Source organism: Clostridium sp. TF06-15AC, assembly GCF_003481165.1.
GTDB classification, from domain to species: Bacteria; Bacillota; Clostridia; order Lachnospirales; family Lachnospiraceae; genus Otoolea; species Otoolea fessa.
This window is the reverse complement of the sequence record NZ_QUKS01000004.1, coordinates 254,163-271,895: the sequence shown is the minus strand read 5'-3', so window position 1 is coordinate 271,895 and position 17,733 is coordinate 254,163. Positions and strand designations below refer to the sequence as shown.

General features: G+C 49.5%; 14 protein-coding genes. 11 read left to right on the top strand and 3 right to left on the bottom strand.

The window, feature by feature from the left end; genetic code table 11:
- Window positions 1-37 precede the first annotated feature (37 nt).
- Window positions 38-922, bottom strand: a complete 885-nt coding sequence (locus tag DXC57_RS10265; protein ID WP_182457284.1) for a LysR family transcriptional regulator — start codon at window positions 920-922, stop codon at window positions 38-40.
- A 651-nt stretch (window positions 923-1,573) separates the two neighbouring features.
- On the opposite strand from DXC57_RS10265, the gene DXC57_RS10260 reads away from it, so the two are divergent.
- Window positions 1,574-3,079, top strand: a complete 1,506-nt coding sequence (locus DXC57_RS10260; RefSeq protein WP_118652454.1) for an alanine/glycine:cation symporter family protein — start codon at window positions 1,574-1,576, stop codon at window positions 3,077-3,079.
- Window positions 3,080-3,282: 203 nt separating this feature from the next.
- The gene (locus tag DXC57_RS10255) at window positions 3,283-4,023 is read left to right on the top strand and encodes a YoaK family protein (protein WP_118652452.1); all 741 of its coding nucleotides are present in this window, start codon (window positions 3,283-3,285) and stop codon (window positions 4,021-4,023) included.
- 131 nt (window positions 4,024-4,154) lie between these two features.
- Here DXC57_RS10255 and DXC57_RS10250 read toward each other — a convergent pair whose 3' ends face one another.
- Together DXC57_RS10250 and DXC57_RS10245 are read right to left on the bottom strand one after the other, a co-directional pair.
- Window positions 4,155-4,967, bottom strand: coding sequence for an ABC transporter permease (locus tag DXC57_RS10250; protein ID WP_118652450.1), 813 nt, complete (start codon window positions 4,965-4,967; stop codon window positions 4,155-4,157).
- On the bottom strand, window positions 4,957-5,739 hold the full coding sequence (locus DXC57_RS10245; RefSeq protein WP_118652448.1) for an ABC transporter ATP-binding protein: 783 nt from the start codon (window positions 5,737-5,739) through the stop codon (window positions 4,957-4,959). Before DXC57_RS10245 ends, DXC57_RS10250 begins: the two co-directional genes overlap by 11 nt.
- Before the next feature lie 356 nt (window positions 5,740-6,095).
- Here DXC57_RS10245 and DXC57_RS10240 point away from each other — a divergent pair, with 356 nt between their 5' ends.
- From DXC57_RS10240 to DXC57_RS10200, 9 genes are all read left to right on the top strand, one after another.
- The gene (locus DXC57_RS10240) at window positions 6,096-6,929 is read left to right on the top strand and encodes a carbon-nitrogen hydrolase family protein (RefSeq protein ID WP_118652446.1); all 834 of its coding nucleotides are present in this window, start codon (window positions 6,096-6,098) and stop codon (window positions 6,927-6,929) included.
- Between the two features lie 112 nt (window positions 6,930-7,041).
- Window positions 7,042-8,157: a helix-turn-helix domain-containing protein gene (locus DXC57_RS10235; RefSeq protein WP_118652444.1), complete on the top strand. Its 1,116-nt coding sequence runs from the start codon at window positions 7,042-7,044 to the stop codon at window positions 8,155-8,157.
- Window positions 8,158-8,351: 194 nt separating this feature from the next.
- On the top strand, window positions 8,352-9,941 hold the full coding sequence (locus DXC57_RS10230) for a histidine kinase (RefSeq protein ID WP_118524079.1): 1,590 nt from the start codon (window positions 8,352-8,354) through the stop codon (window positions 9,939-9,941).
- 179 nt (window positions 9,942-10,120) lie between these two features.
- On the top strand, window positions 10,121-11,179 hold the full coding sequence (locus DXC57_RS10225) for an ABC transporter substrate-binding protein (protein ID WP_118652442.1): 1,059 nt from the start codon (window positions 10,121-10,123) through the stop codon (window positions 11,177-11,179).
- Window positions 11,180-11,368: 189 nt separating this feature from the next.
- Window positions 11,369-12,883 carry a sugar ABC transporter ATP-binding protein gene (locus tag DXC57_RS10220; protein ID WP_117796236.1) on the top strand — a complete coding sequence of 505 codons (1,515 nt, stop codon included), beginning with the start codon at window positions 11,369-11,371 and terminating at the stop codon, window positions 12,881-12,883.
- Window positions 12,884-12,885: 2 nt separating this feature from the next.
- Window positions 12,886-13,944: an ABC transporter permease gene (locus DXC57_RS10215; protein ID WP_118652440.1), complete on the top strand. Its 1,059-nt coding sequence runs from the start codon at window positions 12,886-12,888 to the stop codon at window positions 13,942-13,944.
- 3 nt (window positions 13,945-13,947) lie between these two features.
- A complete protein-coding gene (locus tag DXC57_RS10210) occupies window positions 13,948-14,961 on the top strand; it encodes a sugar ABC transporter permease YjfF (RefSeq protein ID WP_107000590.1) in 1,014 nt (337 codons plus the stop codon).
- A gap of 456 nt (window positions 14,962-15,417) precedes the next feature.
- The gene (locus tag DXC57_RS10205; protein WP_118652438.1) at window positions 15,418-16,620 is read left to right on the top strand and encodes a sugar ABC transporter substrate-binding protein; all 1,203 of its coding nucleotides are present in this window, start codon (window positions 15,418-15,420) and stop codon (window positions 16,618-16,620) included.
- A 137-nt stretch (window positions 16,621-16,757) separates the two neighbouring features.
- Window positions 16,758-17,729 (top strand): ABC transporter permease, encoded by a 972-nt coding sequence (locus DXC57_RS10200; RefSeq protein ID WP_107000588.1) that lies wholly within the window; start codon window positions 16,758-16,760, stop codon window positions 17,727-17,729.
- Window positions 17,730-17,733: the final 4 nt, after the last annotated feature.

Below are 17,733 nucleotides of genomic sequence, written 5' to 3'. Positions count from 1 at the left end.
CCAAAACTTTCATCTTAAGTTTCTAAAAAGCATCTGACTATAAAAGTGGTCCTTCCAACTCAAACACTGTCCGCTGCAGCTGCGTGATCAGCAGGCTGGCAGCTGGGGAAGCTTTTTTGGCTGACGGAATCCGGACGCCGAGCACGCGCTCCATCGGCGGATTGAGCGGCAGCCGGACAACATTTTTAGAAATATCGCGGACGACCAGCTCCGGCAGGATGCAGACCCCCAGGTTGTGGCTGACCATCGCGAGCATGGAGTAGGTGTTCTGCGAGGTAAACACTGGCTTGGGCGGTGCGATGCCGAGCTGCTGGAACTGGCGCAGCAGGTCGTTTTCACCTTTTTCTTCTATATAAGAAACCTTGGGGAGATCTTTTAAGTCAAAGCGCTCATATTCTGCATAAGGGGAATCGTTCGCGCAGACAGCCAGGTAGGGCTCTTTTTTCAGGGGAAGCCAGTCCATCTTTCCGTCCGGGTGGGGACCGACGATGCCGAAATCGATGGAGCCATTTTCCAGCCATCCTTCAATCTCCTGTGAACACCCCTCCAGCACTTCCACGGTCATATCCGGGTAATCGGTAAGAAACTTTTTGAGGGCGGGCGGCAGCCATTGGACGGAAGCGCTTAAGTAAGCGCCGATCCGGATGTGCCCGGTCTGGACACCCCGGATGGAGGCAGCTGTCTGATCAAAATATTCCGCCGCTGCCAGCGTCCGCCGGATCGGGGAAAGCAGTGCCTCGCCGTTCCGCGTCAGGGCAAGTCCTCTCTGGGAACGCGAAAACAGGGAAAACCCGAGTTCTGTTTCAATATTTCGCAGCATATGGCTTGCCGCCGACTGTGTGTAACCGTTTTTCTGGGCGGCACGCGTCAGGTTGTTTTCTTCTGCAATGGCTAAAAAAAGCCGCATATCTTTGAGATCCAAAAAATACTCCCTCCATTTTCGTAATAAGCGTTCGGTCTGATTCATAAAATGTACAGAGCTGACAGATACCAAAGGAGGATGAGAAGATTTGTAAGAATTATGTAGAATACGAATCTGATTCATACGGAATATCCGGGCGGATTACATGGGTGCGTGTGCGGCGGACATTCATTCCGAGGGCTCTGCCAAGTGTCCCTAGTATATCATATTCGTGAAAGAAATGGGAGAAAAAGATAGAAATATGCCCACGATCTCAAATACAACATAAAAAATTCATCTAAATGAAACACACAAAAAGTTAAAAAATAAACAAATGGTAAACAAAATTCATGAAACTCCGAAAGAAAATGGACAAAATTCTGAACGGGAGTCTAACGGAAAATGGCGCAGTTGTAGATAAAATATCATGATATCTTGTGCATTTATACTAATTGACGCTCGAAAAAGTGCAATTTATTTCATGAAAAAAACAGAGGAATTCATGATTCTGTGCTATATCATGAAAATTCTGCATAATAAATTCAAATAATTTTGTTGAACAAATTTCACTTTAGTGATATAATTTTTTCAAAAGCAAGAAGTTTTTTGAGCGAATTGAAAAACTTGCTTAGCCAGCGCGCGGCACTACATCAAATAAAGGGGGAACTTTATATGGAAGCAATTAACAACATCGTCAGTATGTTGAACGGACCCATTTGGGGCGTTGGAATGTTAGTTCTGATTGTTGGTAGTGGTTTATACTTTACAATCCGTCTCGGCTTTTTCCAGTTTGTTCATTTCAAAGATATGTGGAGCCGAATCATTGATAAGTCGGAGTCTGAATCCGGTATTTCTTCATTCGCATCTTTCTGTACGACCATGGCGATGCGTGTTGGTACCGGTAACGTAGCCGGTGTAGCCGTAGCTCTTTACATGGGCGGTCCTGGTGCACTCTTCTGGATGATCATCGCTGGTATGACAAACTCTGCTGTTTGCTTTACTGAGTGTACATTATCCGTACTTTATAAGAACCGTATCGATGGTCAGTATCGAAGCGGTGGTGCTTACTGTGCTGAGAGAGGTCTTGGCTGGAAAGCTTATGGTACTTTCTATGCAGCATTCTTCGGACTGGGCGTTGTATTATTCATGCCGGCAGCAGCTACCTATACAATCTGCGATGGATTTAAGAACGCTTTAGGTATTCCGATGTGGATTTCGGCTCTGGTTATCGCACTGGCTATGGCAGTTGTAGTTATGGGTGGTGTTAAACGAATCAGTTCTGTAGCATCTATGCTGGTTCCGCCGATGGTAGGCGTTTACCTGATTGCAACAGTCGTTATCTTAATCGCAAACGCAGGTCAGATTCCGAGCGTTATCGCTCAGGTTGTATCCTGTGCATTTGGTTCCAAAGAAGCTCTTCTGGGCGGCGGCGTTGGTATCGCTATCCAGCAGGGTGTTAAACGAGGCACATTCTCATCTGCATCTGGTATGGGTGAGTCCATGCCGACCGCCGCAGCAGCAGAGACCAGCCACCCGATCAAACAGGGTATGGCAAACGCAGCTGGTGTTTGGCTGGATACCGTTATCGTATGTACCGCTTCTGGTCTGATGATGCTCTTAAGCGGATGCTACAATACACAGTTTGGTTACATCGGTGGTACCGGTGCAATGCACGATCAGATGGCTCAGTTAGCAGCAGATGGAACATATGGCGTTATCTTCGTTCAGAATGCCTGCAGCACCGTTATGGGAAGTATTGCTCCTCTGTTCATTGCTATCATGCTGGCTCTGTTCTCCTTTACCTGCTTAATCAGCTACTATTACGAGGGCGAGACTTCGGTTCTTTACCTGTTCCAGGGCGATGATAAAGCAGCTACCCGTAAAGTGGTTATCAGAATTATGCAGATTGTTATGCCTATCCTTATCTTCATCTGGGGCAATATCGATTCCGGTCTGGCTTGGAACCTTTCCGACCTGGCACTGGGTGGATCTACATGGATCAATATGTTAGTTGTACTGCTTCTGTCTCCGAAGGTATTTGCACTGTACAAAGACTACGAAGAGCAGATGAAAGCAAAGAAAGACCCGTACTACAACCCGGATAAGCTTTGCTGGAAGGGCGTAGACGTTGAGATGTGGAAAGACATCAACAAAAAACGTATCGCAGAAGATAAATAATCGAATGTGAATCGTTACATATTATTAGATATAGAGCTTAACTCTTAGAGTCTAATATAAAAGGCAGTCCCTGTCGTGTGGCAGGGGCTGTTTTTTTGCTATTATATAGATAATGTCTATGATAGAAATGGTAATTTTTTGTAAATTGTCATTGACGATCCAGCCGCCGCGCGATACAATCAACCGCGAAAGGCGGTAATGGTATGGTACAGAAAGTGATTCGGGATCGCCTGGATGCGATCCTTCATTGGAATATATCCCTGGTCGGGGGATTTCTCGGAGCCTATGCGATTTTGCTTCATGTCGGAAACTTTGGCTCTGCTCAGACAGGCAACCTGATGGAGATGGGAGCGGAACTGGTATCGATGGAATGGTTTAACGTCCTTTTGCGTCTGGCTGCGCTGGTGCTGTTTGGACTGGGCGTGGCATCCGCATATCTGCTCACGAACTTTACGAAGATAAACATGCGGAAACTTGCCCTCTGGGTGGATGCGGCTGCGCTGGCACTGGCGTCGATGCTGCCGCTTGAACCAGCGCTGGTCGGAATTTATCCGATTTTCTTTGCATCCGCATTTCAGTGGGGCGTCTATTCCGGTGCCGACGGATTTAACAGTGCGACGATCTTTATGACGAACAACTTCAAACAGTCGGTGCTTGGCTGGCTGCAGTACGGTCTGACAAAGGATAAGGAATTTAAGAGAAAAGCAATTCTTTATACCTATACGATCATCAGCTTTTTCCTGGGCGTGGTACTCGGAGCGTGGGCGGTCGGTCAGTTCGGCATCTACAGCGCCTATGTAGGCTTTCTGCCATTGGCGGCTGCGAGAACCTTTATCGCGGTCGGTACGGCTCCGCTTGAAAGCGAGACTCCGGAGGAGACGGCAGTCGAGGCGGCAGAGGAGATGGAAGAAGCAGAGAAGCTGGAGAAGGAGCAGAAGCTGTAAAGTCTGTTCCCTGCAAGGTTTCTACAAGATGCAGGAAAGAAAAGCGGCAGGAAACAGGCTTTGGCGGGAACAGGATGCGGAAAAATGCAGGCGCTTAAGAACAGCAAACGTGAAGCAGTGGACAGATTGCTTTAATGCTGGTGATATTGCTGCTGTAGAAATTTTCCCAGTATTCCTACTGCTTGATATAGCGCCGCAGACATAATACATAAAAGAATAATACTCATCACAACCATATCCATCTGGAATACCTGTGAGCCGTAGATGATCAGATATCCGAGTCCCTGTTTGGCAGCGAGAAATTCACCGATGATGACGCCGACCAGGCAGAGACCGATGTTGACCTTCATGTTGGCGAGAATCAGCGGGATTGAGCCTGGCAGCAGGACTTTGGTTAAAATATGAATCCGGTTTCCTCCGAGGGACCGGATTAATTTGATCTGGTCGGGATCCATCGAGGAAAATCCGTTGTGGAGTGTCAGGATCGAGCCGAAGACAGCGACCGAGATGGAGGCAACGATGATCGTGCGGATGTTGCTCCCAAGCCAGACGATGAGAATCGGGGCGAGGGCGGATTTCGGCAGACTGTTGAGCATGACGAGATACGGCTCCAGAATCTCTGAAAGATTCCGGCTCGACCAGAGGAGAACCGCGCCGATCAGCCCGCAGAGGATGACCAGTGTAAAGCTGATCAGCGTTTCATAGAGCGTCACGCCGGTGTGGATGAGGATGCTTTTGTCCTGCATCATCCGCAGGAAACAGCGCACGGTGCGTGACGGGGAACTGAAAATAAACGCGTCGATGAGCCCCAGTCGGGCGCTCATTTCCCAGCAGATTAAAAAGAAAACGAATAAGAAAATCCGGCAGAAGAGAACCAGACGGCGCCGATGGAGCTGGCGGCGGAGGTAGGCTTTCTGGGCGGTGGATTCTTTCTTACATTTCATACTTTTTGCCCTCCCCTTGCAGTGTCTTCCATAGTTCATTGAAATAAAGAGAAAAAGCCGGATCATTCCGGCGTTCCAGCGGTCGGTTAGCGGACAGCGGGAAGGTAACCGGCAGGATGCGGCAGATGGTTCCGGGGCGTTTAGTCAGAACCAGGATGCGGTCGGCGGCACTCACGGCTTCGGAGAGGTCGTGGGTGATCAGAATCGCTGTTTTGCGGCTCTCCCGGATGATGGTGCTGATATCGTCGCAGACGGTTAAGCGTGTCTGATAATCGAGCGCCGAAAATGGTTCGTCGAGAAGCAGAAGCTCCGGTTCCAGCGCCAGTGTCCGGATCAGGGCGGCGCGCTGGCGCATTCCACCGGATAGTTCGGAGGGGCGGGAATGCTCAAATTGTTCCAGTCCGTAGATTTTTAAGAGCCGGTGGAGGCGGTCTTCCGCGGCATGATCCATTTTTTTCTGGATTTCCAGCCCGAGGGCAGCATTCTGGATGATCGTCCTCCACTCGAAAAGCTGGTCGCTTTGCAGCATATAACCGATGCGGCACTGGCTTTTCGAGAGCGGAACCCCATTTATAAGAATGGAACCTTCTTCCGGCGGCAGGAGCCCGCTGATTAAGGAGAGCAGCGTGGATTTTCCACAGCCGGACGGTCCGACAATGGCGATAAATTCGCCGGTTTCTACCTGAAATGATATATCAGAAAGGGCTTTCGTCTCCCCGGATATCGTGTGGTAGGAGTAGGAAATCCCGGAAACTTCCAGAATGGGCGGCATAAGCAAATACCTGGGTAACTGTGTATCAGTGGGACAGTTACGCTCCTTGAAACATCCTTACTTTAATAATATGCGGAAGTGAAAAGCCGGGTTACTGTATACGGGTAGGCACTTTTGGAACCGAAAGTGCCGTAAGAAAACGTGGTGGCAGCAGGAATTTGCCGTATTGAAATGCGAAGCCACGGCAAATTCCGTTACTGGACACGTATGCGTGTACAGTAACAGCCGGGTTACAGGTTGTGTGAGAAGCGCCTTGCATTGGTTGACCCGTGTGGAAAAGAGATGCTATAATAAAATATAGGTAATAGGTAATTGTGGAGAAAAAAGCGCTTATAGACAGGATACAGGGGGTATTTATGATACGCAGATATACAGTGGCATTGATGCAGATGGATACACAGAATGATAAAGGAAAGAATCTGGAGACGGCATGCGCCTGGATTGACGAGGCGGCGGCAAAAGGGGCGAAGCTTATCTGTTTCCCGGAGGTGATGAATCTGATCGGCAAAAATATCGGTGAAGGCGGCGGACGCGAGAAAATTCCGGGGTACACGACCGAGCGCCTCTGCGCGAAAGCGAAGGAACACGGCGTCTATATTCACGGGGGCAGTATCACGCAGGCACTTCCGGGGGAAAAACGATCGGCAAATACGAGTGTGCTGATTTCGCCGGAGGGGAAGATTCTGGCGACATACAGCAAACTGCATATGTTTGACATCACGCTGGCGGACGGCACGCCGTACCGGGAGTCGGACCGGGTCAAACCGGGCGATTCGATTGTGACGGTGGAGACGGAGCTGGGCATTTTTGGAATGTCGATCTGCTATGATGTGCGTTTTCCGGAGATTTACCGGCTCATGGCGCTTCGTGGGGCGCAGGTTATCTTTGTTCCAGCGAGCTTTACGATGCCGACGGGAAAGGATCACTGGGAGGTTCTTCTGCGGGCGCGGGCGATCGAGAACGGCTGTTACATCGTGGCACCGGGACAGATTGGACAGAAACCGGCATATGCGGCATACGGCAACAGCCTGGTGGCAGATCCGTGGGGAACGGTGATTGCACGGTCAAAGGATGCACCGGGGATCACCTATGCGGAGATTGATTTAGATTATCTGGAGAAGATACGGAAGCAGATTCCGTCGCTGGAAAACCGGCGGAGTGATTTGTATGAAGTGAGTGAGAAGAAGTAAGGCGTGAATATTTTCAGCCGGCAAAATGGCGTCTGGACGGAAATGAAAAACGGGTGTATTCGGGCAAATGGATAAAAAGGACAGAGAAAAATGGAGTCCAGGGGGGAAAACCATGGTAAAGGTGTTTCTGGTAGAGGATGAGGTGATCATCCGGCACGGTATACGGGATAATATTGACTGGGCGAGCCACGGATTTGAATTTGCGGGGGAGGCGGGCGACGGCGAGTACGCGTATCCGCTGATATTGAAGGCACAGCCGGATATTCTGGTAACGGATATCAAGATGCCGTTTATGGACGGGCTGGAGCTGAGCCGTCTGGTGAAAAAGGCGCTTCCGCGCACGCGGATCATCGTGCTCAGCGGCTATAATGAATTTGAATATGCAAAAGAGGCGATCAAGATAGGAATCAGCGATTATCTGCTGAAGCCGGTATCCTCGGCGGGACTCATCGATGCGTTGAAAAAGGCGGCGGACGAGATCCGGGAAGAGAGGGAAAAATCAAAGCTTCTGGAGAGGTATTTTGTCAGCTACGAAAAATATACGGAATTTCTGGACAAAACGGATTATAGCGGCGTTGACCGGAAGCTCATCAACGATTTTTTAAAGCTCGGCTCAGTCGAAGAGTGCAGTCCGTTTGTCGAGGAGTATTTTGCAGCGATCGGTGAACATAATTACAAATCGCTCTTGCTGCGTCAGTATATGACGATGGATATTTTTTACTGTGTGCAGGAGTTTTTGAAGAAATTGAAAGCGGAGCCGCCGGAGGTTCCGGAAAGTGCGGTTGACATAAAACGGGTTCCGAAGGTGATCGAGAGCGTGGAGATGACGAAAGCCTATCTGGTCGATGAGTTTACGGTTGCCCTGCAGGCGCGTGACCGGGCATCGAACGACCGTTATGGCAGCGTGATCCGGGATGCAAAGGAATATATCCGGGCAAATTTCAGCCAGAGCGACCTGTCGCTGAACCGGATTGCCGCGCATATTGGCGTCAGTCCGAGCTATTTCAGTTCGATTTTCAAGCAGGAGACGGGGCAGTCTTTTGTGGAGTATCTGACGCAGGTGCGGATGGAACGGGCATGTGAACTTTTGAAATGCACCTCCTACCGGACGTCTGAGATCGGGGAGCAGGTGGGATACAACGATTCACACTATTTCAGCGCGGCGTTCAAAAAAGCGATGGGGCAGTCGCCAAAAGAGTATAAGGCGAGCCAGACGCGGCAGGAGTAAGGAAGGTATGTACTCTCGGAGTCTTTCTGCACTTGCTTTTGTGGCTGATTTTCCGCCAGCTGCACCCGAATTTCATCAACGTACGTACCGCGTACGCCTCAGAAATTTGGGCACAACTGACAAAAAATCATCTCACAAAATCAAGCACAGAAAGATTCCGAAAGTACATAGGTGTTCAAAAAGGGAGGAAAGATATGGGAGTGGAGCAGGGGCAGATTGGAAAAACAGAAGAGATGGCAGAGTTGAATAAAAATCAGGATCCGGGCGTTGATTCGTTATCCGCTGCCCGTCCATATCGCCCTCTTTCTCTCCGCGCCCGTCTGATCCTTCTCCTCTTCGTGATTGCCATTCCATTAACAGGCATGGCGCTCGGGTTCCAGAAGATGATCGCCTCCTATTCTGCTTCCTATGACGCGATTCTGGCGAATCTAAAGACGGCGAATGAGTACAACATAAAGTTCAAATCGGATATGGAGTATTCGATGTACCGTGTTATGATCGGGCTGATCGACGCGGAACAGTTCGAAAATGGAGATATTGTCGAGGGCGAGACGAAGTATGCGACGGTGGTCAAGAATCCCCACAGCCTGATTGCGTCGGCGAGACAGGCGTTCGGAACGACGATCGAGCGGGAACCGGGGTCGGACTGTGATATCAAGATAAGAGGTATCCTCTCCTGTCTGGATTCCCTGGAGCGGGCAGTGGATAAAATGATTGGAAATGCCGCCGCCGGTGGATATTACGATGAAAATGTCAATATTTGGGAGAATGACATCCAGGGTCTTTGCTCGATGATTCAGGATTACATTACGCAGTATACCTATTATGAAATGATCAACATGGAGCAGCTTCAGAAAGAACTGAAGGTGCAGATGGCGGATCAGGTGCAGAGCTATCTGGCGCTTCTTCTGGTGGTGTTGGTGGTGGGTATGTTTCTGGCAGTTACGATCACGAAGTCCATCACGGAACCGCTGCAGCAGTTACAGAGGACGGCAGAACAGCTCGGCCGCGGGAACCTGAATGCGAGGGCGAGACCGGGCGGGCTGGAAGAGATTAACGTGCTGGCACGGGCGTTTAACCAGATGAGCGACCGCATCCGGCGGCTGCTTGATAAGACGAGGCAGGAGCAGAAGAACCTGCGGGAGCTGGAGCTGCGCCTCCACCAGGAGCAGATCAGTCCCCATTTCCTCTATAATACACTTGATTCGATCGTATGGATGGCAGAGGGCGGCAACAACCGCCAGGTCGTGGAGATGACGACGGATTTAAGCGACTTTTTCCGCACGGTTTTATCGGGCGGGCGCGATTTCATCACGATCGAGGAGGAAGAATCACACATCCGGAGCTATTTAAAGATTCAGAAGATCCGGTACGAGGACATTCTCGACTATTCGATCGAGATCGAGCCGTCTATCCGGCGCCGGATTGTGCTGAAAATGCTGCTGCAGCCGCTGGTGGAAAATGCCCTCTACCACGGCATCAAAAATAAGCGCGGCGGCGGATGCATTGTGATCCGCGGCTATGAGGATCGGAACGGGCTTGTCTTTGAGGTGGAGGACGATGGGATTGGCATGGATGAGGTGGAACTTGCCGCCGTGCGTGCCAAGCTGACCCTGGAGCCGGAAGAGGAACTTGCCCCCATCGGCAGCGGCGGATTTGGGCTACATAATGTGGTGCAGCGGATTCAGATGTATTATGGCGATCAGGCTGAGATCCTGGTTGAATCTGAAAAGAATATCGGCACCTGCTTTAAGGTTTATTTGGGAAATCAAAAAAAATCATAACTTTTTCAAAAAAAATTGTATTTTTTTAAGGGTACACCTGGAAAAACACAGAAAACGACAAACATCTCAAAAAAATAATATACCTTTTTCCAAAGATGCCCCGTATCCATGATGCGGGGTGCTTTGTTATAATAAATACGCAAAAACAAATATATTGGGTCTTATAAGGAGGAAACAGTATGAGAAAAAGATTAGTGTCCGCAGCTTTAGCAGCAGCAATGGCGTTATCCATGACCGCTTGTACAAGCAATCCGGCTGAGAAAGAGACGGAGGCAGCAGCTCCGGCTGATACAGAGGCAGCAGAAGAGGGCGAAGAGAAAGAAGCGGCAGCAGACGGCGATCTGATTACCGTAGGTTATGCACAGGTTGGTGCTGAGTCTGACTGGAGAACAGCCAACACCGAATCTTTCAAATCTACATTTACTGAGGAAAATGGTTACAAACTGATTTTCGACGATGCACAGCAGAAACAGGAAAATCAGATTAAGGCAATCCGTTCTTTCATCCAGCAGGGTGTTGACTACATCGTAGTTGCTCCGGTTGTTGAGACTGGCTGGGAGACCGTTCTGGAAGAAGCAAAAGAGGCTGGTATCCCGGTTATCCTTTCTGACCGTCAGATGCAGCTTTCTGATGACAGCCTGTATGAGGCATGGGTAGGCGGAAACTTCGTAAAAGAAGGCGAGACCTGCGGCGACTGGCTGGCTAAATATTTAGAGGATCAGGGACGCGGCGACGAAGAGATCAACATGGTTACCATTCAGGGTACCATCGGTGCATCCGCACAGGTTGGCCGTACGGAAGGTATGGACAACAAGCTGAAAGAGCACTCCAACTGGAAGATGCTTGACAGACAGTCTGGTGAGTTCACCCAGGCAAAAGGACAGGAAGTTATGGAGTCCTTCTTAAAGAGCTATGATGACATCGACGTTGTTATCTGTGAGAATGATAACGAGGCATTTGGTGCCATCGATGCTATCAAGGCAGCAGGCAAGACCTGTGGTCCGGACGGCGACATCATCGTTGTAAGTTTTGACTCCGTAAAGGCAGCTTTCGAGTCCATGATCGCTGGCAACTTAAACGCAACCTTCGAGTGCAACCCGCTTCATGGTCCGCGTGTAGCTGAAATCATCCAGAAACTGGAAAAAGGCGAAGAGGTTGAGAAGATTCAGTACGTAGACGAAGCATACTTCGATACAAGCATGGATCTGGAAGAAATCTTAAAGACAAGAGCTTACTAATTCGCTATTGAATGGTATTTTTAAATGTTAATAATCGGACAGGCAATCGCTTTTGACCGTAAGTGAATGAGTGTCAGACCGGAGGTTTCGGCGGACGGCAGGCACTTGGCAATCAGGAGGCGCGGGGCTGGAGGCTTAGGTTTCCGTCCCTGCGCTTTCTTTTTCAAAAAATAAGGAGGCAAAGCTTTTATGGAAAAGGATTCCGTTCTTGAGATGAGGCATATTTATAAGACATTCCCGGGTGTAAAAGCTCTGCAGAATGTGGATTTTACCTTAAAAAAAGGCGAAATTCATGCCCTGATGGGGGAAAATGGCGCAGGAAAATCCACGCTGATCAAAGTCCTGACGGGTGTAGAGGAGTTTGAAACAGGGGAAATCATGATAGACGGCTGCGATCATGCGATCATCAACCGCAGCCCGCAGGAGGCACAGAACCGGGGCATCAGCACCGTGTATCAGGAAGTCAATCTCTGTCCGAACCTGACGGTTGCAGAGAATCTGTTTATCGGACGCGAACCGCGAAAAGGCGGATTGATTGACTGGAAAACAATGAATAAAAAGGCCAGCAAACTGCTGCAGGACCTTGACATACATGCAGATGTAACACAGACGATCGACAATTATTCGATTGCAATTCAGCAGATGATAGCGATCGCCCGTGCAGTCGATATGTCGGCAAAGGTATTGATTCTTGATGAGCCGACCTCCTCCCTCGATGATGGAGAGGTAGAAAAGCTCTTTAATCTGATGCGCCGCCTGAAATCCGAAGGCGTCGGCATCATATTCGTTACACATTTCCTGGAGCAGGTGTATGCAGTCTGCGATAAGATCACCGTTCTTCGGAATGGGCAGTTGGTAGGACAATTTACGACGGCGGAGCTTCCGAGAGTCCAGCTGGTTGCCAAGATGATGGGAAAGGATTTCGATGATCTGGCAGCGATCAAGGATTCCAAGAGTGAGGAGAAACACGGCGAAGCGGACATCGTCATCAAGGCGGTGGGACTCGGAAAGAAAGGATACATAAAGCCGTTTGATCTGGTGATTCACAAGGGTGAAGTCGTCGGATTTACCGGGCTTCTGGGTTCGGGACGTTCTGAGACGGTCCGTGTTCTCTATGGAGCGGAAAAGCCGGATGAGGGCGAGCTGAGCGTCAAGGGAAGACCGATCGCGGCGCGCCACCCGCTGATTTCGATGAATGCCGGCATGGCATATCTGCCGGAGGATCGGAAAAACGAGGGTATCATCTCGGATCTATCCGTGCGTGAGAACCTGATCATGGCACTTCAGGCAAAACGCGGTATGTTCCACCTGCTCAGCCGCAAGCAGCAGGAAGAATTTACCGATAAATACATTGATATGCTGCAGATTAAGACCGCCAGCCGTGAGACACCGATCAAATCACTCTCCGGCGGCAACCAGCAGAAGGTAATCATCGGACGCTGGCTTCTGACCAACCCGGATTTCCTGATTCTGGACGAGCCGACCCGTGGCATCGACGTCGGAACCAAGACAGAGATTCAGAAACTGGTCGTAAAACTGGCAGAACAGGGCATGGCAGTCGTGTTTATTTCTTCCGAGATCGAGGAGATGCTCCGTACCTGCGACCGCATGGTCGTTATGCGTGATGGTGCAAAGGTAGGAGAACTTTCCGAGGATGAGATGAACCAGTCCAACATCATGTCAACCATTGCAGGAGGACAGTAGCTATGAAAAATATGACGTTCAAAAAAATTACCTCGCAGAGGCTGTTTCTCCCGATTTTCTGCCTTGCGCTGGTATTGCTGGTAAATATCGTCACGACGCCGAACTTCTTCGCGATCGAGGTGCGGAACGGCGTTCTCTACGGATACTTAATCGATATCATCAACCGTGCGTCAGAGCTGGTGATTCTGGCAGTCGGCATGACGCTTGTCGTATCGTCCTCCGCTGGAACGGATATTTCCGTCGGTGCGATCATGGCGGTCAGTGCGGCAGTCTGCTGCAACATCTTAACCGGCGGCGAGCGCGCAGCAACTGCATATGCCAATCCGCTGATTCTTGGCTTCCTGGCAGCGCTCATCGTCGGCGCGGCGATCGGCTGCTTCAACGGTTTTCTGGTTGCAAAGTTAAACATCCAGCCGATGGTAGCGACTCTTATCATGTTTACTGCCGGGCGCGGTATCGCACAGCTGATCACGGATGGACAGATCACATACGTGCGCGTGGACAGCTACCGTACCCTGGGCGCTTCCCTTCCGGGATTCCCGGTTCCGACCCCGTTTATCGTGGCGGTTGTCGTTGTGGCACTGACTTCGTTACTTTTGAAGAAAACGGCACTGGGCATGTATATCCAGTCGGTCGGTATCAATAAACGGGCGTCCCAGCTTGTCGGCATCAAGTCGGTTATGATTATTTTCCTCACCTACGCGTACTGTGGACTCTGTTCCGGTCTTTCCGGTCTGATTGCTTCCAGCCGCATCTACTCGGCGGATGCGAATAACATCGGTCTTAATATGGAGCTGGATGCGATTCTGGCAGTTGCCATCGGCGGAAACTCCCTCGGCGGCGGTAAATTCTCGCTGGCAGGTTCCGTCATCGGCGCGTATACAATTCAGGCGCTGACGACCACTCTGTATGCGATGCACGTATCCTCGGATCAGGTTCCGGTTTACAAGGCGATTGTGGTTGTCATCATCGTAGCACTCCAGTCACCGGGATTCGCCAGATGGAGAAAATCTCTGGCACAGAAAAAAGAACTGGGCGCGGCAGGAAAGGAGGCGGCATAAATCATGAAAGAAAAGAAGAGATTAAATCAGAACACGTTCCTGCTTCTTGTCACGATCCTGCTGTTCTTCGTGATGTACGCGATCGGCTGCGTGCTCTTTAATGCACAGGGCTTTGCCAAGACACAGAACTTCTTAAACCTCTTTATTTCCAATGCGGGTCTGATTGTCATCGGTATCGGCATGACGATCGTCATGATCACCGGCGGTATCGATATCAGCGTCGGTTCCTTCGTGGCGATGGGCTGTATGATGTTGGCATGGATGATGGAAAAAGGCGGTATCGGTGCGGTTCCGGCGGTTCTCATCGTGCTGGTGACCGGAATTGTTTTCGGTCTGGTACAGGGATTCCTGGTTGCCTACATGGATATCCAGCCATTCATTGTTACCCTGGCGGGTATGTTCTTTGCCCGCGGCATGACTGCGATCATTTCCAAGGACATGATCAGTATTACGAATGAAACTTTCATGGCATGGGCGAAGATGAAACTTTATATTCCGTTCGGCGGCTATCTCAACAAAAAAGGCATGATGATTTATCCATATATCTATCCGACGGTTGTGATTGCGCTGGTTCTTCTGGTTCTGGCATTTATCATGCTGAAATATACGAAATTTGGACGCAGCATCTATGCGATCGGCGGCAACGAGCAGTCAGCGCTGATGATGGGCTTAAATGTGCGCCGGGTAAAACTGAAAGCCTATATCCTGGACGGTTTCCTTTGCGGCGTCGGCAGCGTTCTGTTCTGTCTGAATACGCTGGGCGGCTTCGTTGAGCAGGCAAAGGGCTTTGAGATGGATGCGATAGCTTCCTCTGTTATCGGCGGCACGCTCTTAACCGGCGGCGTCGGTAATGTATTCGGAACCCTGTTTGGCGTCCTTATCAAGGCGACGATCGAGGCATTTATCACTTTCCAGGGAACCCTTTCTTCCTGGTGGACCCGTATCACGATCGCGGCACTCTTATGCTTCTTTATCGTGCTTCAGTCGATCCTTGCGATGGTAAAGAAGAAAAAGTAGAAATCCTCTTCCAGAGACAAACAAACTGTCATGGATGTCTGGTATGACAGCATCAAGATAGAACAGTCAAAGTGACGGGAAATATCTCTGCAAAGAGGAAGAAGACATCTGAAAAAAGTACAGTACATATCAGAAACAGTATAAAGTTGTATTCCCCTGATTCGACATAATTCGAGAGGGAATCAGCGAACCTATACATGATGCATAAATATTTAGCGAAAATAGCCGCTTTAATTTATGCATCATTTGTATTTTTGATAAAAGAATGTCAAAATCGGACGTGAAATTTATAACAATCTACAAAATAAAATACAACTTTATGAAAAAATGATCTTGTATTTACTTGCACAATTTGTCCTGGATTGCTATAATAAAATTACAAAAAGTTGTGAAAAGCAACAACGCAGTGCGGCTGGGGTGCCGCTTGCAAAGAAAATTTTATGGGAGGTAGTTAGAATGAAAAAAATGTTCAAACGTGCCGCTGCATCCATGACAGTAGCAGCGATGGCAGTGAGCATGACCGCATGCGGCGGCTCTGGAGCAGCAAATGCGACACAGGCAGCAGATGCTTCTGCAGCAGAAGGAAGCGAGGCAGCAGCTTCGACGATCGACAACAAAGACATCAAGATCGGTGTTTCCATCTGGTCCTCCACCGATGTACTTGGTTCCCAGTGTAAGCTGATCATCGACGAGGCAGCAAAGGCTCTGGGCGTTCAGGTTCAGTATGTTGACCAGGGTCATGTGTCGGAGAAGGTTACCGCATCCGTAGAGCAGTTAGCAGCAGCAGGATGCCAGGGTATCATCATCTGCAACTCTTCTGATACAGAGATGACATCCGCTATTAAGACATGTAATGACAATAAAGTATATCTGGCACAGTTCTTCCGTGTTATCAGCCAGGAGAACAGCAAGGATATCTATGATTTAGCAACCGCATCACCGTACTACATCGGCGCTGTTCATGAGAACGAGCCGGAGAACGGTGAAAAATTAGTTCAGATTCTTCTGGACAAGGGCGACAGAAACATCGGTCTGATCGGCTGGGAGCAGGGCGACGCTACCTGGCTTGGCAGATGGGAAGGCTACAAAGCTGGCGTTGAGAAATGGAACGCAGAGCATCCGGATGATCAGGCAAAACTGTCTGAGCCGCAGTACGCAGGTACTTCTTCTGAGGGTGGTTCCAAGGCAGCAGAGGCTCTGATGTCCGCAGATCCGACTCTGGATGCACTGATTCCGGCAGGCGGCGGCGGTGACCCGCTTCAGGGCGCTATCGCAGCAGTTGAGCGTGCAGGCAAGACTCAGGATATCGACATCGTTTCCACAGACTTCCTTCCGGATCTGGGCGAGAGACTTGAAAATGGTTCTATGGCCGGTGAGTCCGGTGGACATTACTGCGATCCGCTTATCGCTTTCATGATGGTTTACAACGCAATCAAGGGCAACTACACAGGTATCGAGGGCAACTTCGAGGATGTTCCGTTCCCGTATCTGTATGTATCTTCTCCGGACGACTACAAAGCATATGAGCAGTACTTCGTAGATCAGCTTCCATACACCGATGAGGAACTGGTAGCTATGTCCGAGCTTAGCCTGGATGACCTGAAAGCAACTGCAGCTGGTATCTCCATCGAGGATGCTGCACAGAGAGCAGGCAACTAATTAGTTCAGAAACTGATTCAAATTATAGAATTTTAAGAGGCTGAATGTAATAGAAAAGGCCGGTATCGCACGGCGCGATGCCGGTCTTTTCTTTAAAAGAAAAAAGAAACTGAGCAGTTATGAATGAGGTATAAAATATGGGTTCTTCTGTTGTTGAAACAACCGGAAAGAAAAAACTTTCGGGAACTGCCAAGGGTTATATCATCCTGGTGGGTTTGGTAGTGCTTTCCTGGGCGATTTTTAAAGCTCTGACGCCGGGCAATTTTGGTTCTCCGGCTAATATGCTGAGTTATTTTCAGGCCAGCCTGATCGCGACGGTTGGCGCTGTTGGTTTTTACTTTGTTATGGTTATGGGTATGTTCGATTTCTCCATCGGCGCGAACATCATGCTTTCAGCGATTGTAGGCTGTGTATTTGCCTCTCGTTTCGGCATGGGATATGCCGGTCTTATCATCGGCAGCGTGCTGACTGGTACGATTGTCGGACTTTTAAACGGTGTTTTTTATGTAAAACTCCGTATCCCGTCCATGATTGTAACGACGGGTCTGGCTCTTATCTATGAGTCGGTTGCCAACTACATCGCAGGCGGCGTGGAGCAGACGCTTCCGTCCAACCTCCGTGCATTCGGACAGATGCCGTGGAACATTATTCTGGCACTTCTGGCATGTGTGGCAGCTTACATTTTCTTAAATTATACAAAGATTGGTACTTATACATATGCGATCGGCAGCAACGAGTTCGTAGCGAAAAACATGGGTATCAATGTCAATAAGTACAAAGTGCTTGCATTTATTTTGAGTGGCGCATTTTTAGGTGTTATGGCTATCTTGACGATCAGCTATGGTTCCTCTATGGTAGCGGTAACCGGTATGGCGTCGATGAGCCGTAACTTCGTTCCGACGATGGGATGCTTCTTCGGTCTGGCATTTAAGAAATATGGTATGCCGCTGCAGGCGATTGTCATCGGAGAGTTCGTTATCAACATTATTTTCTTTGGTTTCATCGCGATGGGCGCACCGACAGCGATCCAGGACGTTATCACGGGTCTGGCACTGTTAATTATCATCACGCTGACCACAAAAGCAGAAAAAGGCGAGATTGTCAAGTAAATCG